This window comes from Photorhabdus luminescens subsp. luminescens (genome assembly GCF_001083805.1).
Lineage (GTDB): Bacteria > Pseudomonadota > Gammaproteobacteria > Enterobacterales > Enterobacteriaceae > Photorhabdus > Photorhabdus luminescens.
Map to the genome: position 1 here is coordinate 166,343 of NZ_JXSK01000005.1, position 24,089 is coordinate 190,431.

Sequence of the window (24,089 nt, forward strand, 5' to 3'; positions counted from 1 at the left end):
GTTAAATCAGGCTTTCAAATTTCAGAGAAAGCTACTGATATTTCTCCGGCGGCACAAAACCTATACAGACCAATATTGGCTGAGTTTCAGGTTCGGGTTGGAAAAGAAACTCATCGGTGCTTTTTATTTTCAGTGTTGGCCAGAATTGTAAAACACTGTGAAAATCTTCCTGTTCACAAGTTTTACCCTTTTCGCCTACCAGAATAGCGCCGTCACGCACAATATCGCTTGCTTTAACATGGCGGTTGTAGATATTGGGCGCCTGCTCTCCCGATATCCAAGGCTGGATTGTCTCTGGCTGACTTGGGGCGTAGACAGTCAGCCACTGATGCAAATATTCACCTCCGACATAATGGAGCGGAGTTGGATAGAGTTGATGCCAGCGTTGTTCCAGTTGCCAGGAAAAATCTTTGATACCTTCGAATTTATGGCCGGCGCCGCGAACATTGGCTGCCATAATCAGTACATATCCCGTCAGAATCAACCCTGCGACGACAATCAGCCCTCTCAGGGTATTGCGTAATGATTTCTGTGGAAAACGAGTAATAGAACCAACCAACAGCGCTGATGAAACGGACATAAAGGGGTGCAGCCATTCTGTCATTCTTCCCCCCTTATTGAATGAGAACCAGCAGTAGATAATCAGTAATGGCAACAAGATGATAATGTTTACCAATCGGTTCGGTTGCTCCTTCGGCCAGCTAATACGGCCGCCAAGCTGATAGATAATAATGCCAACGATAATCAGCGGATAAAATACCGATAATAACGATCGGGTAGTGTGTAGATTAAATCCATTATCTATTTGTGAATCTACCCATTTGAAGGCGGCAAAATCATTGTGCCACAACCACCAGAAGTTAGGCAGGACCAGCATAAACCAGATAACCAGTGCGATATAGAGCGCGGGTTGGCGGTAACATTGGCGAACTTTAGGTACGAATAGGGTCAACAGAAAAACCGAGCCAACCAATGCCAGTGTGGAATATTTTCCCATTGTTGCCAGCCCGGAACTGAGAGCAAATGCCAGCCACCAGTGCGGATTGTCATACACTGCTCGCAGAAAGGACAACATAATCCACGGCCAGAGCATAATTAGCAGATAATTATCGTTATAAGGGATAATATCGAAGTTAATAATACCGGAAAGGTTCAATGTCAGCATGGCAAGCCATGCCAGCTCTTTTTTTCCTGTCAGCCGGAAGGCCAGATGCCATACACCGAGCATGCCAATCGCGACAGCAATAAAGTGAATGAAATACCAGTAAAAACTCAATGAAATACCGCTTATATGGATAGCAGGCAGCATCATTACACCAACTAACCACGGATTTTTAGGTGAACCCCATTCGCCGTTTTTCCCCCAGTTCAATGCTTCGACGGCATCATAAGGCACGGTTGGGTCAAATGAATAACTCACTATCACCCATAACAAAGCATAACCAACTACCCATAAGTAAACGGATTTATAGCAAGAAGTATCAAAAATAGGCATATCGATTGTTCATTTATTGAGAGCTAAGAGTAATAGAATATTCGTTGATGATTAAACCATGCATGAATGATAAGAGATTTTGGCTATATTTGTTAAAAGGTAAAGAATTATTCGCGGCGCTTTTCTATACGTGCGGTTTCTGCTAGATTCCGGCGCAGCAATACCCTGATAAACCAAACTGAGTAACAGGCTATGAACCCGTTAAAGAAAAAAGCACCAGCCAGAGCATCTGCTGGTAAACAGAAAAGAAAAAGCCGCGAAGAATTGAATGCAGAAGGGCGTGCACGTAAGCGTGAGAAAAAGCATAGTGGCAATCCGCCCGGTAACCGCTACCAGGAGCAAAGTAGCGATAAACATCAGTCAGGCAAGCAGCAACGTGATCCACGTCTTGGCAGTAAAGTGCCTGTTCCGCTGATCGTCGGAGAACAATCAACGAAACCTGTCGTTGCTAAACCTAAAGCGGAGACCAAACCCCGTTTATCGCCACAGGAAGAGTTAGCAATGCTGGAAAACGACGATCGTCTGGATGCATTGCTAGAACGTCTGGAAAATGGCGAAAGTTTGTCTAAAGAAGAGCATGACTATGTTGACACCACGCTGGATCGGATTGATGTTCTGATGGAAACGTTGGGGATTAAACTGGATGAGGAAAAGAGCGAAGAAGAGCAGCAGGATGACATTATGCAACTGCTGAAAGGTAAATAATTTAATCTCTCATGATCAAAGGCGGGTTGATCCTAATAACCATGCTATTAGTGTGTTATTTACTATGGTTATTGGGTAAACTATGGCGATTGTCGCGGCGTAAAACTCGGCTGCGCAGAGTCACCACAGCGCAACATATTAAGCATATGAAAGCGTTACGTTTGGATGGGCAAAAACATCGGAAGGAATAAGCATGTCTGAGCAAGCCATCGTTTGGGATCTGCCTTTGATCCAGAAATACAATTATTCCGGCCCTCGTTATACTTCATATCCAACGGCGTTGGAATTCAACCAGCAGTATGATAGTGCAGCATTTATCCGGGCTGCTACCCGCTACCCTGAACGACCGCTTTCTCTCTACATTCATATCCCGTTTTGCCATAAGCTCTGTTATTTCTGTGGTTGTAATAAGCTGGTTACTCGTCAGAAACACAAAGCGGATGAATATCTGCAATGGCTTGAACGGGAAATTCGTGACCGGGCAAAGTTGTTTTCTGGTCGTAAAGTTAGCCAAATGCATTGGGGCGGTGGTACGCCAACTTACCTTGATAAAGACCAAATCAGCAAATTGACGGGAACGTTGCGTCACCATTTTGATTTTCTGCCGGATGCTGAAATTTCTATTGAAATTGACCCACGTGAAATTGAACTGGATATGATTGATCACCTGCGCAATGAAGGTTTTAACCGTCTGAGCATGGGGGTGCAGGATTTTAATAAAGAAGTGCAGCGTCTGGTTAACCGTGAACAGGATGAAGAATTTATCTTTGCTTTGGTAGCGTGCGCCCGTGAAACGGGTTTTAATTCCACCAGTATTGATCTGATTTATGGCCTGCCGAAACAAACACCAGAAAGCTTCGCCTTCACTCTGGAGCGAGTATTAGCGTTATCACCGGACAGAATGAGTATTTTCAATTATGCTCATTTGCCGAACTTATTTGCTGCTCAACGTAAAATCAAAGCGCATGATTTACCGAGTGCCGAGCAAAAATTGGATATATTGCAAGAAACAATCGCAACGCTGACAAACAATGGCTATCAGTTTATCGGCATGGACCATTTTGCTCGCCCGGATGACGAGCTGGCGGTAGCTCAGCGAGAAGGGAAATTACATCGCAACTTTCAGGGTTATACCACTCAGGAAGAGTGTGACCTGCTAGGCTTGGGAGTTTCTGCTATCAGTATGTTGGGCGATAGCTATTGCCAAAATCAAAAAGAGTTAAAAACCTATTATGCGGAATTAGAAAAACAGGGGCATGCTTTATGGCGTGGTTTAACGCTGTCTCAAGATGATTGTATCCGTCGTGATGTTATTAAAGCGCTAATCTGTAATTTCCGTCTAAATTTTGCTGATATTGAGCAGCAATATGGGCTGAATTTCACCGAATATTTTGCGGAAGATTTGCAATTATTAGCGCCATTGGTTGACGATGGACTGGTTGAAGTGAATGAGAATCAGATCTGGGTAACGCCACGAGGCCGGTTACTGATTCGTAATATCTGTATGTGTTTTGATGTTTATTTACGCCAGAAAGTTAGCCGGCGTCAGTTTTCAAGGGTGATTTGATTGTTTCGAGCATGGTTTTTAACTAAACAACCACCTACTAAAGTAGGTGGGTTAGTGATTAACGGACTGAAAGTCCGGATACGCGTCGGCTAAACGACGCGTCAATTATCCATTCTGAAATTATCATTCGGATTCGGCTCAAAATGATGCTCCAAATAATTTTTTATCATCTCTTCCGTTAATTGTCCCACGGTTGCACAAAAATAGCCTCGACCCCAAAAGTGTTGGCCCCAGTACCGCTTTTTCAAATGTGAAAATTCTTCAAACAGCTTACTGGCCGTTCTCCCTTTCAGCCTTCTCATAATTTCACTTGGCGCTAATGTTGGGGGACTGTTCACAAGTATATGCACGTGATCTTTGCTAACAACTCCCTTTAATATCCTGATTTCAAAAGATTCACATGTCTGACGGATTAACTCACGCACTCGGCTCGCGACTTCTCCTGTCAACACTTTATATCTGTATTTCGTTACCCACACAAAATGGTATTCAATCTGAAATACCGTGTGGCTGCCATATCTGTAATCCATGTTGCACCTCCAGTACAACATAGTATTACAGCTAAAGCTGACCGGCTAAAGCCGGTGGTTTTAACCTTTCATTTGGAAGAATAAAAAGGTTTTAACCTCTTTAAAATCTTTTTATTTTACATTTGGGTATCCGGTTTTATAGTTTTCACTTTACCTCATTTACCTATATCTATTTAAATAAAAGGGAAATTACACAAAATTGTAAATAGAGTTCTCCTTGCAAAACATGTTCGAGTGAGCCTTGGAAGAAAACGTCACGTTGTTGAAACAAGTCGATTACTTAAACAATTGCGTGACCGAATCGACAGCGCAGCTCCAACAGTTTGAGAGTTTTTACAAACAGAACAAGCGATAAGGCAGCAGAAGTTAGAGCAACCAGCGCTGAAAAATAAACCTTATCGTAATTATGGGCCGAGTATGTGATTTTAACTGCTCGTGAGCTATGTTTTGGAGGGAAACATAGTTAACTTTTCACTGAAAAAGTCCTTCCAGTATTCATAAGTTTTTTTATATGTTAAGTTACTTTTTTCTTTAGCCCAAATATCGAGTTAACATCATTTGAATAAAAAACTAGGATGGTAATCTTTATGTCATACATGATTTATCTAACATTAAATGGTAAGAAACAAGGCTTAATATCATCTGGATGCTCAACCCTCGATTCTATAGGGAATCGATACCAAAAAGGACATGAAGATCAAATACAGGTACTCAGTCTAAATCACGCAATAACTCGTAACCAGAACGTAAGTCATCATCCCATACAATTTATCAAGCCTATTGATAAATCATCCCCATTGTTAGCTATGGCTATAGATTCTAACGAATCATTGAATGGTGTTTTTATTTTTTATAGGACAAGTCAGACAGGGCAGTCAGAGATTTTTTATGAAGTAAAAATTACAGAAGCAACTATTGTTGATATTTCCTGTACTTATCCAAATTCAATTAATAGTAATGAGTTAATGCCGTATGAGAAAATTTTTCTTAAATATAAATCCATTACATGGAACCATGTAACAGCAGGAACATCAGCCTATAGTATATGGGATGAACGAATTTATTAAAAATTAAAGCTAAGCATATATGCTTAGCCAGATTATTGACAAAGTGCTGGTTTTTTATCCGGCACTTTGTTTTAATTAAGTTCCGTTCACCAAACGGAGCTTGCCGCCATGCTAAAAACACCTCCTCCCGAGACTTTCCCGCCAGAAACGCTCTCACTTGGCGAGCTGGTGCCCAAAAATCGTCTGGTCCGTAAAATTGGTGCCGCCATTGATTTCGAATTTATCCGTGAATTAGTCGCCCCGTTGTATTTCGCTTGTCTTTCAATCCTCTCGCGGTAGGGTTGGATGTGAAGTATTTTACGGCCTTGGTTTGTTACATGATGGATCAGTTAGGCCCCACGCTCATCGTCGGTTATCACCGTCCTAACAAGGAACTGAGCACCTTTCAGAAGAAACATTTTACCTATGACAAACCGCAGGATTGTTATGTCTGCTCGAGCAATAACCCAAAATATCAAGAATATAGATTTGCTGGTCGCGATGCTTTGTTGTTTTTATCTATAGAGAACGAGCCTGTCAATGCAGGGAAAGCTAAAATAACGCTCTGACGGGTGATTAGACTGGATTAATGAAGAAAATGGGGTAGCATTATGGTTCGTAATGAAAGAAACAAACCTCGTTATTTTCAACGAGGTTTGTCAGCGGTTTGGAGCTAAACATATACGCTTAGCTTTTTTTTCTTTCACTTAAATATGTGAGAACAAGAAATAGAACAACAATTACAATACTTCCTATTAAAGATGCAATCCACCATTCATCGGGGAAGAAATACACTGATACAATCCCCCATATAAAAATGGCTACAACGGGCATATTTGACCACAATAATTCTTTAATAAATACATAAAAAAGATTTTTGAACCACCCTTTGCTAAATGTTTTATTTTTCATATATAAATTCAATCCCCCATCATATGTGCGAGTACGCGAGCAACTTCTTCTTCGCTGACCTGCTTATTCCTAAATCCTTCTATTAAATAAATTCCTTTTTCTAATTCAGGTTCAACTATAAAATATAACATTTCCAGTTTTTGAAAATACAAAGCCCAATAGAGTTGTGGACATGTTATTTTAAGTCTATTTGCTGATATTGATGCTTTCTCATAATATCCATAAAATTGGGCAATATTTAATAATCCACTTATAAATCGCTTGGCTATGTTTTTTACTATGGTTTTTTTAATTAAATTTAAATATATGGCTTCTGCTATTATAGCTGATACACTTAATTTAATTGATTTACCTATTGTCACTTTAGCGGAAAATTTTAATATTTTTCCATATATTCTTTCTTTCTCCTTTTCTTCATTACCTTTAAATACTTCATCAACATATATTTCTGTTATTCTCGAAATGAACTTTCTTTTATTTTCATTTTTAAGATCCATCAGATTTAATTTCATTCTGTGATCTTCTTCTTTTATCCTTCCGTATACATCTTCATAACCGTCAAAAAAATATGAAAGTTGCCAGAGCTTACGTCTCATACCTAAGCCTATAGTATCTACGACCTCTTCACCTAATTCTATAGTGTCATTTACTGCCTTTTCGAGACTGAGGCCCGCTACACGCTTAGCTTCTTCTATTCTCCAAAGCAAATCATTTTGCCGATCTACCTCTTTCCAGAGGTCATTTTCGATACTAGATTCCATACATAAGCTCCAAATCAATGATTAATTAAATTTTCTTCGAATTTCAGTGTTAATACCCTACCATCAGAGATATGCATATTAACTTCATCTTTATTTGTAGATGATAATAATTGAAAGCAGAATATCATCATTACAGCTAGTTTGTCCTCAGTTATAACTGAGCTATTAACTAGAGCATTATTTATTGCATTAATGTACCTCTGTCATTCATATGCTATCTTAATTAATGAAAATCAATATAACATATTTATATAAAAATAACTATATCAGTCAAGTAACAAAAATTCACTAAAAAAGTACAATGTCAGATATTGGTTTCCGTAAAAGAAAATATAAATTCCAAATATTTTGATTTATTCTATAAAAATTAATTAACATTGTGTAATGAAGTTCCGTTATTCTTTGTAGCCAGTTCCAATGTGAGATTGTATTTTTTCTGATAATTACAACACTGAGAAATCGTATGATTTAAGCTTTTCTATGAATGTATTGTCTGTCGGGAAAGAAAATTATGGTTGTAGTACTAGTCCGATGTATTATATTTCAGGCTTTTGGTGAGTGCGCAATAAACCAAGACAACAATAACCGGCCAAATAAGAATAAGGATCGAAATCCATAATGACCAATGCCATACATTTACAACCATAACCAAGCTACATATAAAAATAACAATAATAAGAGGTAAAAACTTAACAAGTAGAGCAAAAACGTAAAGAGTGGCGATTACAGCGGCCACTTTGGCTGGAATCTTCCACCAGCCAAAATAATCATGAAAAATATAAAAATTAAGCGACAATACTTGCATCATACCAACGAAAAGAGAATAAAACAAAATAACTGTCATAATAATCCGACACCACTTCATCATTTTAAACCAACCCTTTAATTACTAGTTTGAATCTAAATCACAACCGGGGTTGTGGTTTTTTTAAATATAAGTTCTTGCTCACTTGGTGAGGCAATAACAGTAACTTGAAATATTGCGTATTTCTTCGAGTTGCTAGCTGCTTGCCAGAATATATTCGCATTGACGCAATAGTGGTTACATAGCTGATCTTTACAGCCTCAATCCAGCGATCTTTTTTGAGTATTTTTACTGTGCGTTACAGATATTCAAGGTACCTCCGTATTCGATCAGAGTTAAATAGCTACGTATTCCTGCGTTGGTTATGCATCCTACATTCTCAATATCAGGATTTCTGAGGTTATTGGGTTTCTCCTTATCAGGAAATGCTATTCTTTCAGATACGCCGTTCACTTGGACAAAATTTTCGTCTTCAACTGGAGGGTGATAGATACTGCTCAATCTTGCTTTCTGTCGATTCTATTATCTCGATTGATCGTAAATTAATCACGCTTGATACTGGTTTTATCAGATATAGTACAGCCAGTCAATCAGTTATAATGATCCCTGACATTTTATATCGAGAGGTTTTACTGCCTGAATTCCAATACTGGCCTGATTAATCAATCTAAAAACTTTGTCAACGTCGCCTTTCTGTAAGGCTTGCTCTGCTACTTTGATAGTTTTTCCGGTGGTATTAACTGAATCCAGAATAATGGTTATCGCGGCGGTCAGATAATCTAATACGCTTTTGGTCTTTATAAAATAGCTCGTTAAAAACGCATTGAGTGGCAGGAGGCTGCCCTACAGATGATTTCAGCATTGATAAAATCGTTTGTTACAAACAAGAGAATGAACAGACTGTGGAGAGATAGGTTTTACCTAATAATCGATGGGCTAACGTGACGGACTATAAACTCCCTGTGTTAACGTACTGCTAACACAGGGAGAGTGGTCATTTTATTAACGAGAAATTACGTAAATCTATTTACAAACTCTTGGCTAGGGTGAGTATTCATTAATTACCATTTACTCCATACTTGTTGGAGAAAATTAGTGATATCTGACCCTAGAATAGGGTTTGCTAAAAATGTTTATGTCACTAAGATTTATTCTCGACTAACTTACCTTTATTCCATTGAGCATCTTTCTATCTATATTTACATATTATCGTTGGCTTGTAGTATGGCTTTATCACCGCTATGATGTTCTCCACCAGCAGTTACAATGCCTTCTTTATTTTCCGGTGTGGTATATTTTAGGATAATATTATCTTCCGCTTGCAATGTAATATTTTTAGCAAGATGGATTTCTTTGCCAACAATATTCAGATCCGTTTTAGCTGTGATATTCCCCAGTTCAATTTTGCCATTGGTGTTTAAAGTAATATCACTTTGGTTGCTGGTTAACTCTTTTAAATTCACGCCAACGCCATCTTCAGTGGCAACCAGTCGGATTTTATTGGCATACATGCCGCCTAACGCTTTGGTGTCAACGGCTAATTGAGGTTTAGTATCTTCTTCAGCGATAGGTTTAACCGTGCCATCTTTTAAGCTGATTCGGTTGGCGCCTTGCGTCAGAGACAGGTTATTCACCTGAATTTCTCCATTTAATTCAGTTGCTCGGCTGATAATATCGACATAATCCGTCGCCTTGCCATCTAACCCTTTGCCGCCAATGGTGATTTGGCCTGTTTTAACTTCCAATGCTTCCAACGCGCCCTGTTTATCAAATTGGGGTTTACCCGTGGTCAGTGTTGCATTCGAAGTATTAATAAAGCCACAACCATCACAAGTAATGCCATTAGGGTTGGCAATCATCACATTGGCTTTATTGCCGAAAATCTCCAATTGGCCTTGCAAATTAGATTGCCCGCTGCCGGTCACTTCATTAATAATCAGTTCCGCCGCTTTTCCATGCAGATTAGGGTTAGCGTTAAGTTGCCCGGCCAGTTGCGATTCAGCCGCTTGAATGGCGTTATTGAGAACGGCGCCTTGAGTATCGATATTGAACTCTTTATAAGTATTGTGAGAGATCCCCATATCATTCGGCGTGGCAATATTGACAACTGGAACATTGCCCTGATTTTGTACCTGAGTCTGGTTATTATCCGGTATTATTTCGGCGGCAATCGCCGAGTGTAACGGCTGGATTGCGGCAGTAAGGCAAATTAAAAGATAACCCGTGCTTCTGGCCATAGAGTGGTTGCGTTTATTCATTGCATTATCCTTTTTCTTAATTTAAGTGTTACAAAGTGAATGATACTGACCAATAAGCGACCCAGTTATCTGGCCTTAGATGATCAGGGTGAATGAGGGGTTTCCCAGTCGTGATGGTCTGGTTGAATCCAGGGTGAGTCAGTGATAAACCCAGAGCCGCGCCGGTGACATTGCCGCCCTCGATTTGTCCGGTTTTTTCCTGTAACCAGCCAGTATCCAGCGCTCCGGTTAAAGCGAGTTCGCCTAGGATAGGAAGTTCTGATACCCGCCAGTTCAGCTCGTTGCGCCAATATCCGCCGCGGTTGCCGGTAAGATATTGCTCTTTGAATCCCCGAACGGAGTATTGCCCGCCCAGTGAGAGACGTTCACTGGCGTAAAGGTTGTCCGGCGTGGTCTGGCCGTAAATCGATGACAGGTAATAAACGGAGTCTGTGACCGGCATGAAATAGCTGGCGCTCAGACTGAATTTGCGAAATTGACTACGTGGCGCATCTGGAAAGCGAGGATCATCTTTGATGGCGCCAAGCGCCTGTAAACCGTGGCTTATCGTCGGGTTAAACGTGATATAGCTACCTGCCAGCACGGTGCTGTAATTAGCGCCAAGGTTGATTGTGCTAAGTGTCGGGCTGCTGATGGATAATGTTTTTTCTGCCAGTACATTGGCGGTCCGACGGCGTGTCAGCCCCATATCCAATGCCAGTTTCTGTTTTCCATCACGATATAACGTTCGGTTTACTGCCAGTCGGTGAGTCTGGCTGTCGCCTGTGTAGCGATAGGTTTGTGAACCTGTCGGGATATTCTGAAAAGAATCATTCCATGCATATTGATAACTAAATAACCAGTAACCATAAGGAACCGTCACATTGGCAGAGAGGCTACGGCTTTGGTGGCTATTGCGGAAATCACTGTTACGGCTGGCGAATAATGCCCACTGGTCAGCAAGGTGTAATGGATTATCCAGCTTCACGCTGGTATTGATTTGCCCGGTGCCGGTACTTTTTTGACCGCTGTTATCCGCTCCCAAACTGGCGCTAATGGGTAAGCGAATCGATGTTCGTTTTAAGATAACTGCGGAATAACCCGGTTGTTTGCCCGGCTGAATATCAATGGTTACTTGTTGAGACGGCAGGCGGTTTAAACGCTCCATGCCTTGTTCAATATCTCGCAGGTTAAGCGTTTTACCCACTATGCTCGGAAAAGCCATTTTTAACGAGAGAGGCGTTTCACCGTCCAGACTGACTGATGCGACTTTGCCTTCATTGACCGTAATAATGAGAACGCCGGAGGATAAATCCTGTGCTCTGAGTCCAGCATGGGAAGTGACATAACCCCGTTCTATATAGGCATTAGTAGTTTTTCGTACCAATGCATTAATGTCTTGCAAAGATAAGCAGTGAGATAAATAAGGGCGTATTAAATCCTGTTTGACTGATCGAGGCAGGCTTTTGGCGCCGTCAAATTCAATTCGGTGAATGGTATGACAGATAGATTCCGCTGTACTCGGCGCTACATCGGGTGAGGGAGATAAGGCGATGTTGTTGCGCAGCGCTTCCCGTTGCTGTTGGGCTTGTTGCAGTAATGCTTTTTGTTGTTGCGTGATCGTTTCTTGAGCCGCAGGGCTGATCGGTGTTGAAGCATGGACCAGCTCGGAAATTGCCAGCAGGATAAGCCCCGTCAGGCTTCGGTAATAAAGAAAACGATTTACCATAAATAATCTTGATGGTTCAATAGTTGAATTATTAAATTATTTTAATGTAGTATTGTTTCCTTGTCTGAATGGATAGTATAAAGTGTGATCGAGATCGGTTATTTAATCCTGCTAATGGGGAATCTGATATATTAAATCCCGCAAAATGGTTATAGGGCTGGAGATATCATCTCCTTACTCCAACCCAAGTTCTTTTAATTTCCGTGTAATAGTATTGCGTCCCCAACCTAGCAATCGTGCAGCATCTTGTTTATGGCCTTTGGTATGCTTAAGTGCACAATCAAGTAAAGTACGCTCCAATAACGGTAATGCTTCAGATAGCAGATCCTGCTGACCATGTTCCAAGGCGCTTGTTGCCCACTGGGCAAGTAGTTGCGACCAGTTTTCCGGTATTGTATTTGTAGCTGTCGTATTTGCGGGTACGGTATTTGCAGATGTTGTCGTGCCGATTTCGGTATGGTGGGGTTCAAATAATTCAGGCGGCAAATCTTGTACCAGTACTTCCTGACTTGCGGCCATCACAGTCAGCCAACGGCAGATATTTTCTAATTGGCGAACATTGCCCGGCCAGGGTAAACGCATTAAGGCCATTTCCGCGTCAGGGTGGAGAATCTTTGTTTCTACGCCCAACTCTTTGGCGGTCTGTTGTAGGAAATGACGGGTCAGGCGAGGGATATCCTCCACTCTGTCGCGTAAGGGCGGTAATTGCATACGAATAACGTTAAGGCGGTGATAGAGATCTTCACGGAATTTGCCTTTCTGTACCAAACGTTCTAGATCCTGATGGGTTGCCGCGATAATCCGTACATCCACTTTCACTGGGGCATAGCCGCCAATTCGGTAGAACTGGCCTTCCGCCAATACCCGTAGCAGACGGGTTTGAATGTCCAGAGGCATATCACCAATTTCATCAAGAAATAGTGAACCGCGATTGGCTTGTTCAAACCGGCCATGACGTACTTGATTAGCGCCGGTAAAAGCTCCTTTTTCATGACCAAATAACTCTGATTCAATCAAATCTTTAGGAATAGCCGCCATGTTAAGGGCAATAAATGGCTCATTGGCCCGAGGGCTGTGGCGGTGCAGCGCATGGGCCACCAGTTCTTTCCCGGTACCGGATTCACCGTTAATCAGGACGCTGATAGAGGAACGGGAGAGGCGGCCGATAATGCGGTAAACGTCCTGCATGGCAGGCGCTTCTCCTATCATGTCAGAAACGGGTGTGACGACCTGCGGACTTTTAATTGATTGATTCTGATCGCGAGAGTGGCTAAGTGCTCGTTCCAGCAAGGCAACGGCTTCATCAATATCAAAGGGTTTTGGTAAGTAATCAAAAGCCCCTTGCTGATAAGCACTGACCGCAGCATCCAGATCCGAATGGGCGGTCATAATGATGACTGGCAGCAACGGGTTGCTCTGTTTGATGTTATTCAGCAAGTTTAGTCCATTCATCCCCGGCATACGGATATCCGAAATCAGTACATCAGGTGTGTTTTGGGCCAGAGCGGTCAGTGCGCTATCCGCGTCGGCAAAACTGGTACATTCCATCCCCGCGTTACTTAACGCCCGCTCCAGTACCCAGCGGATTGAACTGTCATCATCGACGATCCAGATTTTTCCCTGTTGCATCGTTATCCTCTATTTCTTAATTGGTAAGTAGATAGAAAATTCTGTGTGTCCCGGCCAACTGGTAAATTCTATTTTGCCAGAGTGTTGGTCGATTAAATTGCGAGCAATGGATAGACCAAGACCTGTTCCACCTTCATGCGCACTGACCATTGGGTAAAACAAGGTGTCCTGAATTTGTGGCGGGATACCTGGCCCGTTATCTTCCACATCAATTCTGGCAGCCAGACGATAGCGCTTACCATGCAAGGTAATTTGAAAAGCAGTACGAGTGCGGAGGGTAATGGTTCCCCCCTGTTTTCCTAGCGCTTGCAAGGCATTACGGGTGATATTCAGTAGCACCTGTTCAATTTGATCAGGATAGTGGGCCAGTTCTGGCAAACTGGGATCATAATCTTTTATCAATGTGACGTTATCCGGCATTTCCAGCGAGACTAGTTGAGAAACCCGTTCAGCAACATAATGAATGCTTTGCTTAATTCGTTCGCCCGGATGTTGTGGGCCAAGTAATCTGTCTACCAGATGGCGCAATCGGTCGGCTTGTTCAATAATCACCTGGGTGTATTCCTGCAAAGCAGGATCAGGCAGTGCTTTTGACAGTAATTGCGCGGCTCCCCTCAATCCACCAAGGGGGTTTTTGATTTCATGCGCCAGCCCCCGAACCAATTCCCGTGCGGCTATCTGCTGAGCTTGTTGTACCTGCTCTTGGCTTAACCGGCGTTGACTATCCATAGGCGCCAGTTCCAGCAAGATGAACTGCTCGGAAATCGGTTGGGCACTGAGTGACATAATGTGAAAGCGGTTATCAACCACTAATGTTACTTCGTTATCAGTAAAACTCTGGCCGCTGATCAGACTAGAGCGCATCAGTTCGGTATCCAGTGAAAAATAGCTAAACAGCACTGGAAGAGGTGTACCGAATAGTTTACGGGCACTCTGAGCGAATAATTGCAGTGCTGCATGGTTGGCATAACGGATGACGAGATCAGTATCCAGCACCATGACACTGTTAATGAGCGAATTTAATATTTGCCCGCTATCGGGCAGATTTTCCGTTTTCATCCACACTCCTGCACCTTTTTGGTGCACTGTATCATGTTCGAGCGTAAAACCCAGTCAAAGCCTGAAATTTAGTTAGCAGGAAAAGGGCCCATCCGAAGATGGGCTAAAGGTTTCACGGCAACAAAAAATGATCAGCGGAAACGGCGCTGTTAATTACACACTGTAATAGAGTTCAAACTCCAGTGGATGCGGCGTCAGACGGACACGCTCTATTTCACTGTTTTTCAAGTCGATATAAGCATCAATGGCGTCATCGGTGAATACACCGCCGCGAGTCAAGAATTCACGATCGGCATTCAATGCCGCCAGTGCTTCCTCCAGAGAAGGAGCGACAGTAGGGATCTCTTTGGCTTCTTCCGGTGGCAGGTCATACAGGTTTTTATCCATTGCATCACCGGGATGGATTTTGTTGATGATACCGTCAAGGCCAGCCATCAACTGAGCGGCGAACGCCAGATAAGGGTTAGCCGCCGGATCAGGGAAACGTATTTCAATACGGCGAGCTTTAGTGCTGGCGACAACGGGAATACGGATAGATGCTGAACGGTTACGGGCAGAGTAGGCGAGCATAACCGGGGCTTCATAGCCCGGCACCAAACGTTTATAAGAGTTGGTTGTCGGGTTGGTAAATGCGTTCAGCGCCCGAGCATGTTTGATAATGCCGCCAATGTAGAATAGCGCCAGTTCAGACAGACCACCGTATTTGTCACCGGCAAACAAGTTAGTCCCGTTTTTGGACAGAGACATATGGCAGTGCATACCCGAGCCATTATCGCCAACCAGAGGTTTTGGCATAAAGGTTGCTGTCTTGCCGAAATTGTGCGCGACATTATGTACGACGTATTTGTAAATCTGGGTTTCGTCCGCTTTTTTGGTCATGGTGTTAAAGCGGGTAGCGATTTCATTTTGACCTGCTGTTCCCACTTCATGATGGTGAGCTTCCACAACCAGCCCCATTTCTTCCATTGTCAGGCACATCGCTGAACGTAAATCCTGAGAAGAGTCAACGGGAGGCAGCGGAGCGTAACCGCCTTTTACTGCAGGCCGATGGCCTTTGTTGCCGCCTTCGTATTGCGTCCCGGAATTCCATGCGGCTTCGATATCATCGATGTGATAGTAAGAATGGGACATGGCGCTGCCAAAGCGCACGTCATCAAACAGGAAAAACTCAGGTTCTGGCCCGCACAGGACAGTATCGGCAATTCCGCTTGAACGCAGGAAGTTTTCAGCACGTTTGGAGATGGAACGGGGATCACGGTCGTAGCCTTGCATGGTGCCGGGTTCCAGAATGTCACAACGTAGGATCAATGTGGCATCGTCAAAGAAGGGGTCAAGCATGGCTGTACTGGAATCTGGCATTAGCACCATGTCAGATTCGTTAATCCCTTTCCAACCGCTAATTGAAGATCCGTCAAACATTTTGCCATCTTCAAAGAAGTCTGCATTAACCTGATGAGCTGGAATGGTCATATGTTGTTCTTTGCCTTTGGTATCAGTGAAACGCAAATCAATAAACTTCACCTGATGCTCTTCAATCATGGTTAAAACATGTTCAACAGACATACTCGGTTTCTCCTGGCTTGTGTTGGTCTTGATAAAATTGTCGTGATTAAGACTAAAGAAAACACAATCACATTGTTTTTGCCTTAACAAGGCTATTTACACGTTTGCAAACTTCAAACTTATAGTTGTGAAAGTCGAATTAGTTGTGAAAGTCAATTCAATCACGAAAAGCATTTGCGAAAAGCATGCCAACTTTTTAACACCTTGCAATATACTGTATCGTGGTTATCCCGGTGATGGGATACCGGAATATTTGGGAAAATTGCACTGTATTGGTGCAATTATATGACTGAGACGCACAATGTTAGTGCGTTTATATCAAAAATGCGTCTATTTATGGGTGTGAAAGGGATCACAATTTCATTGTCATCAAGTTGTTAAGCATAGATTATTGTGATCCTGTTTAGTCCTTCGACCAATGTGTGTACAATAGCGCGCCATTTCTATAAATGCCTGAGGCAAAGTTTGTGATCGAAAAATTGCGTAATATCGCCATTATCGCGCACGTTGACCACGGTAAAACGACCCTGGTTGACAAGCTGCTGCAACAATCCGGTACTTTCGGTGACCGTGCGACAGCGACAGAGCGTGTGATGGACTCCAATGATCTGGAGAAAGAGCGTGGAATTACTATCCTCGCAAAAAATACCGCCATTAAATGGAATGACTACCGTATTAATATCGTAGACACTCCGGGACATGCCGATTTCGGCGGTGAAGTAGAACGTGTTATGTCTATGGTCGACAGCGTACTATTGCTGGTGGACGCTATGGACGGGCCAATGCCTCAGACCCGTTTTGTGACACAAAAAGCGTTCGCTCATGGTTTGAAACCGATTGTAGTTATTAACAAAGTTGACCGTCCCGGCGCCCGCCCTGATTGGGTTGTGGATCAGGTGTTTGACTTGTTTGTCAACCTGGGTGCGACTGACGAGCAACTGGACTTCCCCATTGTTTATGCATCTGCGTTGATGGGAATTGCCGGTACTGATCATGAAGATATGGCGGAAGATATGACGCCGTTGTATCAGGCGATCGTCGATCATGTAGAGCCGCCGAAAGTCGACCTGAATGGCGCATTCCAGATGCAGATTTCTCAGCTTGACTACAATAACTATGTTGGTGTTATCGGCATTGGTCGTATCAAGCGTGGTACGGTTAAGCCAAACCAGAACGTCACGATTGTTGATAGCGCAGGTAAAACCCGGAATGGTAAAATCGGTAAGGTACTGGGCCACTTAGGGCTGGAGCGTATTGAGAGTGAGCAAGCGGAAGCGGGCGACATCGTTGCGATTACCGGTCTGGGTGAGCTGAATATCTCGGATACCTTGTGTGACGTCAACGCGGTTGAAGCGCTGCCGCCGCTGGCTGTTGATGAGCCGACAGTAAGTATGTATTTCTGTGTTAACACCTCCCCTTTCTGTGGACGTGAAGGCAAATATGTCACCTCACGCCAAATTCTTGAGCGTTTGAAGAAAGAGTTGGTTCACAATGTCGCCCTGCGTGTCGAAGAAACAGAAGATCCGGATGCGTTCCGTGTTTCTGGCCGTGGTGAATTGCACTTATCTGTTCTGATTGAGAACATGCGCCGTGAAGGTTTTGAACTGGCGGTATCCCGTCCGAAAGTTATCTTCCGTGAGATCAATGGTCGCAAGCAAGAACCTTTCGAACAGGTGACGCTGGATATTGAAGAGCAGCATCAGGGAGATGTAATGCAGGCGTTGGGTGAGCGTAAAGCGGATCTGCGCGATATGCTGCCAGACGGTAAAGGCCGTGTGCGCCTTGATTATATTATTCCAAGCCGTGGCCTGATTGGCTTCCGTACTGAGTTCCTGACAATGACCTCCGGTACTGGTCTGCTGTATGCCACATTCAGCCACTATGATGATATTCGTCCGGGTGAAATCGGTCGCCGTCAGAACGGCGTGATGATTTCCAATGGTCAGGGTAAAGCGGTTGCTTATGCGCTTTACAGCTTGCAAGATCGCGGTAAATTGTTCCTTGGTCATGGCGCCGAAGTGTATGAAGGTCAGGTGATCGGTATTCATTCTCGTTCTAATGACCTGACAGTTAACTGTCTGACAGGTAAAAAACTGACTAACGTCCGTGCGTCTGGTACCGACGAAGCGACAACTTTGTCTCCGCATATTAAGAAAACCCTGGAGCAAGCTCTGGAGTTTATTGATGATGACGAGCTGGTGGAAGTGACCCCGGTGTCTATTCGCCTGCGTAAACGCCATCTGACGGAAAACGAACGCCGTCGTGCGTATCGCAGTAAAGAAGCTTAATCTTTCCTGCAATACCAATACTTAGGGCGCCGATGGCGCCCTGAGTTTTTTAAACAAATGAGATTATTTACCGAGCAATTGATAGAACGTTGGGTTGTCATCACATTGCCCACCGCCACACTCCAAAATGGTGGAGATTAAATTTGCGGTAATTAATATGACAAATAATCCGATAATAATCTGACCGATAACCGACTTGTTTGGTTTTGCTTCAGTTGTTTTTTCCAGGCTTTTTGATATCAGCATGACTGATATGCCGATAATCGCAATAACTGAGCAGATAAGGGCCCAAGTATAGAAATGCAGACCCAAAAATGCGGAACCATAACCGAGATCACCGGGTGTGATGTGTAAAAACACTTGCCGGATCGCAATAATGCCAGTCACGATACAGCCGATAAGTGATAAGCCATAATGCGCGCTTTTGATACCAAAACGCAGATTAAACAGGAAACCAAACCCTATTATGATCATGCCTGCTCGCTGTAGCAGACATAATGGACAAGGGAGTTCTGAAAGGACCAATTGATAATAGAAGGCAAAGGTTAAAGCAGCGCTGATCGCAAATAACCCAATGAGGTTAAATACCATGCCGTAGCTGAGCTGTTGTTTTGTGGCTAATACCTGATTCATCAGATTGTCTCCCGTTAAAAAGATAGATTTAACGAATCAGTTGCATGATGGATAAACCAAGCTACAGTCGTCACCGAAAGAAGAACCCATAGGGTATAACTGGTTTTATACTTGCCATATAGGGTGGTGATAACCGCAAATAATGCGAGTAAAAAAGGTAAAAACATATACATGGTTGATTCTCCAGTTTTCTAAAAACATTCAAGACCTTTCCCTTGTAGTGCAGGGTAGGGAATTCATCGAACTCAGTTTAGGATCGTTTACTTCGATACCAGCGATCAATTATCCAAAGGCGAGTTATCCATTAAAAGAGACGCTTTGGCGCCATTTAATGGGAGTCACTCTCTTTGGTATCGCATTTGAAAACGTACAAACCTACATTTATTAAAGCAAAGTTTTAGTATTCGAATGGTGTATGATTTAACCCACTATTCGTAGTGTGCTGCTAATAACAATTGTAGTCAATCTTGTTTATGTCCGCCACCATTCAGAAGGGTGAGCGTGATTATCATTTGGCAAGAGTTTCAATGAGTTGTTTTTTATTTAATAGTTAAGCAGGAAACGATTAGAAACGGCGAATCGTATCTCGGCTTGGAAACTTTCCAATTTAATGGCTATTATTAACCTCCCTATCCCCAGATGAATTCTTTTTCATTGTTTGTCACCATAATGGGCGCTGAGCTTTCATAAAGAAGCTATCCCAGACATTCTCTATGGGGAAATGGCATTTTCTTCACTAATTTTTCTGATCGTAACGCTTAAATGATCAATATTCATGTGATATTTCGTCTGATATTTGCAGGAGGAATAAATGTTTCTTATCACGATAAAGGAGATCGGCAATTAAAACCCCTCAACTTTTTATCGTGAGGGGCTGTTGTGATATTTAATATCTTCTTGGGTTTTTACTCATTTAACGTTCCGGCTTTTATATTATCGGAAGCTGATTGAGAGCGGACTTTCGCGAAGAAGGCAATTGTGACAACCGCCATTGCGGCCAGGCCGATAACAACGGAGATATTCCAGTTTAGCGCAAAACCTTCTGGCGCAAATGCCAGATAGGTGAAGCACACTGCGGTCATAAACATGGCTGGCAGGGTGGTGATCCAATGGAATTTATCGCGACGCAGCAGCCATGCAGAGGCCGCCCATAACATGACCATTGCGGTAGTCTGGTTTGCCCAACCGAAATAACGCCAGATGATGTTGAAGTCAGTTTTGGTAATCAGATAACCGACAATAAACATTGGCACACTTAATAACAGACGTTTAGCCATTTGTTGCTGAGGAATATTCAAGAATTCAGCAATAATAAGCCGTGCGGAACGGAATGCGGTATCGCCAGAAGTAATTGGCAAAATCACCACACCGAGGATTGCCAGAATACCGCCGACGGTACCTAACAGAGAAGTAGATACTTCGTGAACAACCAGAGAAGCCGTTCCCTGATCAATTACCGCCTGTAACGCGTTAGTATCTTCATAAAAGCTCAGGCCCAATGTACACCAGATCAGAGCGATAATACCTTCACCAATCATTGCGCCGTAGAAAACGAAGCGGCCATTTTTTTCATTCTGCATACAACGCGCCATCAGCGGAGACTGAGTTGCGTGGAAACCAGAAATAGCGCCACAAGCAATCGTAACGAACAGCAATGGCCAAATAGGCAGATCTTTCGGGTTAAAGTTAGTGGTGAAATCCAATCCTTGTGAATAGAAAGGTTTATCACTCATTGCTAAACCGACCATCAGCGCGACAGACATAAACAACAGCAATGCACCGAACAGTGGATAAAGGCGACCGATGATTTTATCAATGGGAACCAGCGTTGCGAGAATATAGTAAGCAAAGATAATACCGACCCAGATAGCAATGTTATCCCAACCCATTGCTTCTTTCAGCAAGTTATTCAGTAAGCCGGCTGGGCTCAAAACAAAGACGACGCCAACTAGCATCAGCAAAATAACAGCAAATATATTCATGAAATGCTTCATGGTCTTGCCTAGCTCGTTACCAACGATGACGGGCACGGATGCACCGCCGGCACGCACACTGAGCATACCGGAGAAGTAATCGTGTACTGCACCGGCAAAGATACAGCCGAATACAATCCACAGCATGGCAAGCGGGCCATAGAGAGCACCAAGGATCGGGCCGAAAATAGGGCCAACGCCGGCAATATTTAGTAACTGAATTAACCAAACTTTTGGGGTGGACATAGCAACATAATCAACACCATCAGCCATAGAAAGAGCAGGGGTTTTTCTTTCAGGTCGAATAGTGAATATCTTTTCGACAATCTTGCCATATATGAAATATCCAGCCAGAAGAAGGCCGATACAGAGGAGGAACCACGACATAAATATAACACCTTACTCGACTTTTTTAATCTGGATGCTACTTTATAGTTTCATAAAAAAAATACCGTGAAGTAATTCGCTTTTTACTGGTCCGTACTGTTTTCTAATTGAAAATACGATTAAAGTAAAAAGTCATTAATTAGCCAGGGGGTAATTATGCTATATATCTTCGACATGGGTAATGTAATTATTGATATTGATTTTAAACGGGTTTTAGCGGTATGGAGTAATTTGAGCGGGACACCTCTTGCGACTTTGACTAAAAATTTCTCTATGGGGGAAACGTTTGAAAAACATGAGCGTGGTCAAATTACTGATCTGGAATTCGCTGATACTTTATGTCAGGAAATGAGTATTTCACTCAGTTTTGAGCAGTTTGCTACTGGATGGCATGCTATCTTTATTGATATCCGGTCTGAAATTATTCAGATAATGAAGAAATTACGTGAGGCGGGACACCGGGTTGTAGTGTTATCCAATACAAACCGCTTGCACTTAGATTACTGGCCGCATAATTATCCTGAGATTGCGGCATCCGCTGATTACCTCTATTTATCCCAGGATTTGGCAATGCGTAAACCTGAGCCTGATATTTTTAAATATGTGCTTGAAACAGAAGGTTTTTCACCGGATCAGACGGTGTTTTTTGACGATGTGCTGGAAAATGTGGAAGCAGCCAGCGCGTTAGGGATCAATAGCGTTCATGTTGTTGATAGGCAGACGGTGCCAGATTATTTCGAAGCAAGCGGTTTTTCTGAACAAAATGAGGGATTGAACGGATAATAGAGGATAGTGTGCTGATGCGACTATCTGAATAAAGGAAAAATATGATTGCGTTAATCCAGCGGGTAACACAGGCAAATGTTGTTGTTAAGAGCGAAGTAGTTGGGGAAATTGGTCACGGCCTGCTGGTGTTGCTTGGCGTTGAGAAAGGAGATGATCAACAGAAGGCAAAACGGTTGTGTGAAAAGGTGATTGGGTATCGGGTATTCAGTGATGAACAGGACAAAATGAATTTGAACGTCCAACAGGTCGGAGGCAGTTTGTTGGTGGTTTCCCAGTTTACACTGGCTGCCGATACTCAAAAAGGCATGCGCCCCAGTTTTTCCGGTGGCGCTGCCCCAGACAAGGCTGATGAATTATATCGCTATTTTGTTGAACAATGCCGCCAAAGTGGTGTAAAAACAGAAATCGGGCGGTTTGCTGCCGATATGAAAGTCAGCCTGACAAATGATGGGCCAGTCACTTTCTGGTTGCAGGTCTAGCAACCAAAAATAGCCAGTAGAACGCAATCATCCCCGATTAAACATCATAAGCAAAAGAAAGGGGCAGTTTCTATGTATCATCTGCGAGTACCTGAAACAGAACAAGAACTGGAAGCATATTACCGATTTCGTTGGGAAATGTTGCGTAAGCCACTGCATCAGCCTGTCGGCTCTGAGAAAGATGGTTATGACACGATGGCTCATCACCAGATGGTTGTGGATGAGAAAGGTAACCCGGTGGCGGTAGGGCGTTTATATATCAATGCGGATAGTGAAGGGGCAATCCGCTTTCTGGCAGTGCATCCCAACGTACAAGGTAGAGGGTTAGGAAAATTAATCGCAATGGCCCTGGAATCGGTTGCCCGTCAGGAAGGTGTTAAACGGGTTGTGTGCAGTGCTCGTGAACATGCGGTAGAGTTTTTCAGTAAATTGGGGTTTGAAAACCGTGGGCCGATTACTAGCCCGCAAACGACACCTGTTCGCCATTTTCTGATGATAAAACCGGTTGCAACTCTTGATGATATTCTTCACCGGCCGGATTGGTGCAACGAACTGCAACAGGCTTGGTACAAACATATTCCCCTTAGTGAAAAAATGGGGGTACGAATTTCTCAATATACCGGGCAGAGCTTTATTACCACCATGCCGGAAGCAGGGAATCAGAATCCTCACCAAACTATCTTTGCTGGCAGTCTGTTTTCTCTGGCAACACTGACTGGTTGGGGGTTGATCTGGCTGTTGTTGCAGGAACGTCAACTGGGTGGCGATATTATTCTGGCTGATGCCGATATCCGTTACAAAAAACCGGTTATTGGCAGGCCAAAATCTGTTGCGGATCTTAAAAATATGAGCGGTGATTTGGCTCGTTTGGCGCAAGGCAGTAAAGCGAGAGTGAAGTTGGATGTGATTGTCAGCGGTGATCAGGGGATCGGTGCGGTATTTACTGGCACCTATATGGTATTGCCGAATGCTTATACGGCTATCGCTTAGATTTCTCAGTGGCATTAAATATGCCACTGGTGGTATTTTTCATAAAATTAAACTTCGTTGAGTACACGTAACATAAAGTCATCCAGTTTAGTGCGGAAATTATCTATATTGCTCCATTGATATTGCATATGTTCAGGTGAAAGTTTAACTTCACCTGTGCATATAACATTAAAATTTACCTGGAGATATCGACTCTCCTTAATGAAATATTCCGCTGCGCTGAAAAAACCAATCACATCATCAAGAAATAGTCCGGTCTCCTCTTCTATTTCACGCGCTAATGCTTGCCGTAGATCTTCTCCCTTTTCTACACCGCCAGAAGGAATTTCCCAGAGATTTGGTGGGGATTCATCAGCAGCTCGTTGTAAGAACAGAATATTGCTATTTTGGTCTCTGATGATGCCGCCGACAACAATACGGTCATAACTTTGCAGTTGGTTTTCGATAGATTCAGGCAGTATACACATCATTTTTCGTACCTTGTCACAACTTTAATGAGTGAAATTTAATTGCGT

20 protein-coding genes and 3 pseudogenes are annotated in these 24,089 nt (G+C 43.1%); 9 read left to right on the forward strand and 14 right to left on the reverse strand.

The window, feature by feature from the left end; all coding sequences use genetic code 11:
• Window positions 1–31: 31 nt before the first annotated feature.
• Window positions 32–1,495, reverse strand: a complete 1,464-nt coding sequence (locus tag TI10_RS13845; protein ID WP_049583991.1) for an ArnT family glycosyltransferase — start codon at window positions 1,493–1,495, stop codon at window positions 32–34.
• A 192-nt stretch (window positions 1,496–1,687) separates the two neighbouring features.
• Here TI10_RS13845 and yihI point away from each other — a divergent pair, with 192 nt between their 5' ends.
• Both yihI and hemN read left to right on the forward strand, forming a co-directional pair.
• Window positions 1,688–2,200 (forward strand): Der GTPase-activating protein YihI, encoded by a 513-nt coding sequence (gene yihI / locus TI10_RS13850; protein ID WP_049583992.1) that lies wholly within the window; start codon window positions 1,688–1,690, stop codon window positions 2,198–2,200.
• Window positions 2,201–2,393: 193 nt separating this feature from the next.
• Entirely contained in the window at window positions 2,394–3,767 is a 1,374-nt protein-coding gene (hemN, locus tag TI10_RS13860; RefSeq protein WP_049583994.1) for an oxygen-independent coproporphyrinogen III oxidase, read from the forward strand.
• 101 nt (window positions 3,768–3,868) lie between these two features.
• Here hemN and tnpA read toward each other — a convergent pair whose 3' ends face one another.
• The gene (tnpA, locus tag TI10_RS13865) at window positions 3,869–4,297 is read right to left on the reverse strand and encodes an IS200/IS605 family transposase (RefSeq protein ID WP_049583995.1); all 429 of its coding nucleotides are present in this window, start codon (window positions 4,295–4,297) and stop codon (window positions 3,869–3,871) included.
• A 587-nt stretch (window positions 4,298–4,884) separates the two neighbouring features.
• Here tnpA and TI10_RS13870 point away from each other — a divergent pair.
• From TI10_RS13870 to TI10_RS26015, 3 genes and pseudogenes are all read left to right on the forward strand, one after another.
• The gene (locus tag TI10_RS13870) at window positions 4,885–5,364 is read left to right on the forward strand and encodes an Hcp family type VI secretion system effector (RefSeq protein WP_049583996.1); all 480 of its coding nucleotides are present in this window, start codon (window positions 4,885–4,887) and stop codon (window positions 5,362–5,364) included.
• Window positions 5,365–5,472: 108 nt separating this feature from the next.
• A pseudogene (locus tag TI10_RS25100) lies at window positions 5,473–5,613 on the forward strand (IS5/IS1182 family transposase); the annotation flags it as partial.
• A 2-nt stretch (window positions 5,614–5,615) separates the two neighbouring features.
• Window positions 5,616–5,798: pseudogene (locus TI10_RS26015) on the forward strand (IS5/IS1182 family transposase); the annotation flags it as partial.
• Window positions 5,799–6,030: 232 nt separating this feature from the next.
• On the opposite strand, the gene TI10_RS13880 reads toward TI10_RS26015, so the two are convergent.
• From TI10_RS13880 to glnA, 8 genes and pseudogenes are all read right to left on the reverse strand, one after another.
• Window positions 6,031–6,255, reverse strand: coding sequence for a hypothetical protein (locus TI10_RS13880; protein WP_049583998.1), 225 nt, complete (start codon window positions 6,253–6,255; stop codon window positions 6,031–6,033).
• A gap of 8 nt (window positions 6,256–6,263) precedes the next feature.
• A complete protein-coding gene (locus TI10_RS25105) occupies window positions 6,264–7,016 on the reverse strand; it encodes a hypothetical protein (RefSeq protein ID WP_049583999.1) in 753 nt (250 codons plus the stop codon).
• A 523-nt stretch (window positions 7,017–7,539) separates the two neighbouring features.
• On the reverse strand, window positions 7,540–7,860 hold the full coding sequence (locus TI10_RS13890; protein ID WP_244161589.1) for a hypothetical protein: 321 nt from the start codon (window positions 7,858–7,860) through the stop codon (window positions 7,540–7,542).
• 1,105 nt (window positions 7,861–8,965) lie between these two features.
• Window positions 8,966–10,079, reverse strand: a pseudogene (locus TI10_RS13900) (filamentous hemagglutinin N-terminal domain-containing protein); the annotation flags it as partial.
• 28 nt (window positions 10,080–10,107) lie between these two features.
• Window positions 10,108–11,787, reverse strand: coding sequence for a ShlB/FhaC/HecB family hemolysin secretion/activation protein (locus tag TI10_RS13905; RefSeq protein ID WP_053093446.1), 1,680 nt, complete (start codon window positions 11,785–11,787; stop codon window positions 10,108–10,110).
• 174 nt (window positions 11,788–11,961) lie between these two features.
• Window positions 11,962–13,416 carry a nitrogen regulation protein NR(I) gene (gene glnG, locus TI10_RS13910; RefSeq protein ID WP_049584003.1) on the reverse strand — a complete coding sequence of 485 codons (1,455 nt, stop codon included), beginning with the start codon at window positions 13,414–13,416 and terminating at the stop codon, window positions 11,962–11,964.
• Window positions 13,417–13,425: 9 nt separating this feature from the next.
• Window positions 13,426–14,475 (reverse strand): nitrogen regulation protein NR(II), encoded by a 1,050-nt coding sequence (glnL, locus tag TI10_RS13915; RefSeq protein WP_049584004.1) that lies wholly within the window; start codon window positions 14,473–14,475, stop codon window positions 13,426–13,428.
• Between the two features lie 153 nt (window positions 14,476–14,628).
• Complete coding sequence (gene glnA / locus TI10_RS13920) at window positions 14,629–16,038, reverse strand: glutamate--ammonia ligase (RefSeq protein ID WP_049584005.1); 1,410 nt, start codon at window positions 16,036–16,038, stop codon at window positions 14,629–14,631.
• A 449-nt stretch (window positions 16,039–16,487) separates the two neighbouring features.
• Between glnA and typA the strand changes: the two genes are divergently transcribed.
• Window positions 16,488–18,326 carry a ribosome-dependent GTPase TypA gene (gene typA, locus TI10_RS13925; RefSeq protein ID WP_049584006.1) on the forward strand — a complete coding sequence of 613 codons (1,839 nt, stop codon included), beginning with the start codon at window positions 16,488–16,490 and terminating at the stop codon, window positions 18,324–18,326.
• Window positions 18,327–18,389: 63 nt separating this feature from the next.
• On the opposite strand, the gene TI10_RS13930 is transcribed toward typA, so the two are convergent.
• The 3 genes from TI10_RS13930 to TI10_RS13940 form a co-directional block, all read right to left on the reverse strand.
• Window positions 18,390–18,959 (reverse strand): disulfide bond formation protein B, encoded by a 570-nt coding sequence (locus TI10_RS13930; protein WP_049584008.1) that lies wholly within the window; start codon window positions 18,957–18,959, stop codon window positions 18,390–18,392.
• A gap of 14 nt (window positions 18,960–18,973) precedes the next feature.
• Window positions 18,974–19,132 (reverse strand): DUF5993 family protein, encoded by a 159-nt coding sequence (locus TI10_RS26020; RefSeq protein WP_155416482.1) that lies wholly within the window; start codon window positions 19,130–19,132, stop codon window positions 18,974–18,976.
• Between the two features lie 732 nt (window positions 19,133–19,864).
• Entirely contained in the window at window positions 19,865–21,319 is a 1,455-nt protein-coding gene (locus TI10_RS13940; protein WP_049584011.1) for a carbon starvation CstA family protein, read from the reverse strand.
• Between the two features lie 156 nt (window positions 21,320–21,475).
• Between TI10_RS13940 and yihX the strand changes: the two genes are divergently transcribed.
• The 3 genes from yihX (at window position 21,476) to fabY (ending at window position 23,574) form a co-directional block, all read left to right on the forward strand.
• Window positions 21,476–22,102 (forward strand): glucose-1-phosphatase, encoded by a 627-nt coding sequence (yihX, locus tag TI10_RS13945; RefSeq protein WP_049584012.1) that lies wholly within the window; start codon window positions 21,476–21,478, stop codon window positions 22,100–22,102.
• 44 nt (window positions 22,103–22,146) lie between these two features.
• Window positions 22,147–22,584 (forward strand): D-aminoacyl-tRNA deacylase, encoded by a 438-nt coding sequence (gene dtd / locus TI10_RS13950; protein ID WP_049584013.1) that lies wholly within the window; start codon window positions 22,147–22,149, stop codon window positions 22,582–22,584.
• 72 nt (window positions 22,585–22,656) lie between these two features.
• A complete protein-coding gene (gene fabY / locus TI10_RS13955) occupies window positions 22,657–23,574 on the forward strand; it encodes a fatty acid biosynthesis protein FabY (protein WP_036813768.1) in 918 nt (305 codons plus the stop codon).
• Between the two features lie 47 nt (window positions 23,575–23,621).
• Here fabY and TI10_RS13960 read toward each other — a convergent pair whose 3' ends face one another.
• The gene (locus tag TI10_RS13960) at window positions 23,622–24,044 is read right to left on the reverse strand and encodes an NUDIX hydrolase (RefSeq protein ID WP_049584014.1); all 423 of its coding nucleotides are present in this window, start codon (window positions 24,042–24,044) and stop codon (window positions 23,622–23,624) included.
• Window positions 24,045–24,089: the final 45 nt, after the last annotated feature.

Coding starts and splice junctions, on each gene's coding strand:
- TI10_RS13880 (WP_049583998.1), bottom strand. CDS start 6,255: ATGAAAAATAAAACATTTAGCAAAGGGTGGTTCAAAAATCTTTTTTAT.
- TI10_RS25105 (WP_049583999.1), bottom strand. CDS start 7,016: ATGGAATCTAGTATCGAAAATGACCTCTGGAAAGAGGTAGATCGGCAA.
- yihI (WP_049583992.1), top strand. CDS start 1,688: ATGAACCCGTTAAAGAAAAAAGCACCAGCCAGAGCATCTGCTGGTAAA.
- glnL (WP_049584004.1), bottom strand. CDS start 14,475: ATGAAAACGGAAAATCTGCCCGATAGCGGGCAAATATTAAATTCGCTC.
- dtd (WP_049584013.1), top strand. CDS start 22,147: ATGATTGCGTTAATCCAGCGGGTAACACAGGCAAATGTTGTTGTTAAG.
- TI10_RS13845 (WP_049583991.1), bottom strand. CDS start 1,495: ATGCCTATTTTTGATACTTCTTGCTATAAATCCGTTTACTTATGGGTA.
- hemN (WP_049583994.1), top strand. CDS start 2,394: ATGTCTGAGCAAGCCATCGTTTGGGATCTGCCTTTGATCCAGAAATAC.
- TI10_RS26020 (WP_155416482.1), bottom strand. CDS start 19,132: ATGTATATGTTTTTACCTTTTTTACTCGCATTATTTGCGGTTATCACC.
- TI10_RS13960 (WP_049584014.1), bottom strand. CDS start 24,044: ATGATGTGTATACTGCCTGAATCTATCGAAAACCAACTGCAAAGTTAT.
- typA (WP_049584006.1), top strand. CDS start 16,488: ATGCCTGAGGCAAAGTTTGTGATCGAAAAATTGCGTAATATCGCCATT.
- TI10_RS13940 (WP_049584011.1), bottom strand. CDS start 21,319: ATGTCGTGGTTCCTCCTCTGTATCGGCCTTCTTCTGGCTGGATATTTC.
- TI10_RS13905 (WP_053093446.1), bottom strand. CDS start 11,787: ATGGTAAATCGTTTTCTTTATTACCGAAGCCTGACGGGGCTTATCCTG.
- glnG (WP_049584003.1), bottom strand. CDS start 13,416: ATGCAACAGGGAAAAATCTGGATCGTCGATGATGACAGTTCAATCCGC.
- TI10_RS13890 (WP_244161589.1), bottom strand. CDS start 7,860: ATGACAGTTATTTTGTTTTATTCTCTTTTCGTTGGTATGATGCAAGTA.
- TI10_RS13870 (WP_049583996.1), top strand. CDS start 4,885: ATGTCATACATGATTTATCTAACATTAAATGGTAAGAAACAAGGCTTA.
- glnA (WP_049584005.1), bottom strand. CDS start 16,038: ATGTCTGTTGAACATGTTTTAACCATGATTGAAGAGCATCAGGTGAAG.
- fabY (WP_036813768.1), top strand. CDS start 22,657: ATGTATCATCTGCGAGTACCTGAAACAGAACAAGAACTGGAAGCATAT.
- TI10_RS13930 (WP_049584008.1), bottom strand. CDS start 18,959: ATGAATCAGGTATTAGCCACAAAACAACAGCTCAGCTACGGCATGGTA.
- yihX (WP_049584012.1), top strand. CDS start 21,476: ATGCTATATATCTTCGACATGGGTAATGTAATTATTGATATTGATTTT.
- tnpA (WP_049583995.1), bottom strand. CDS start 4,297: ATGGATTACAGATATGGCAGCCACACGGTATTTCAGATTGAATACCAT.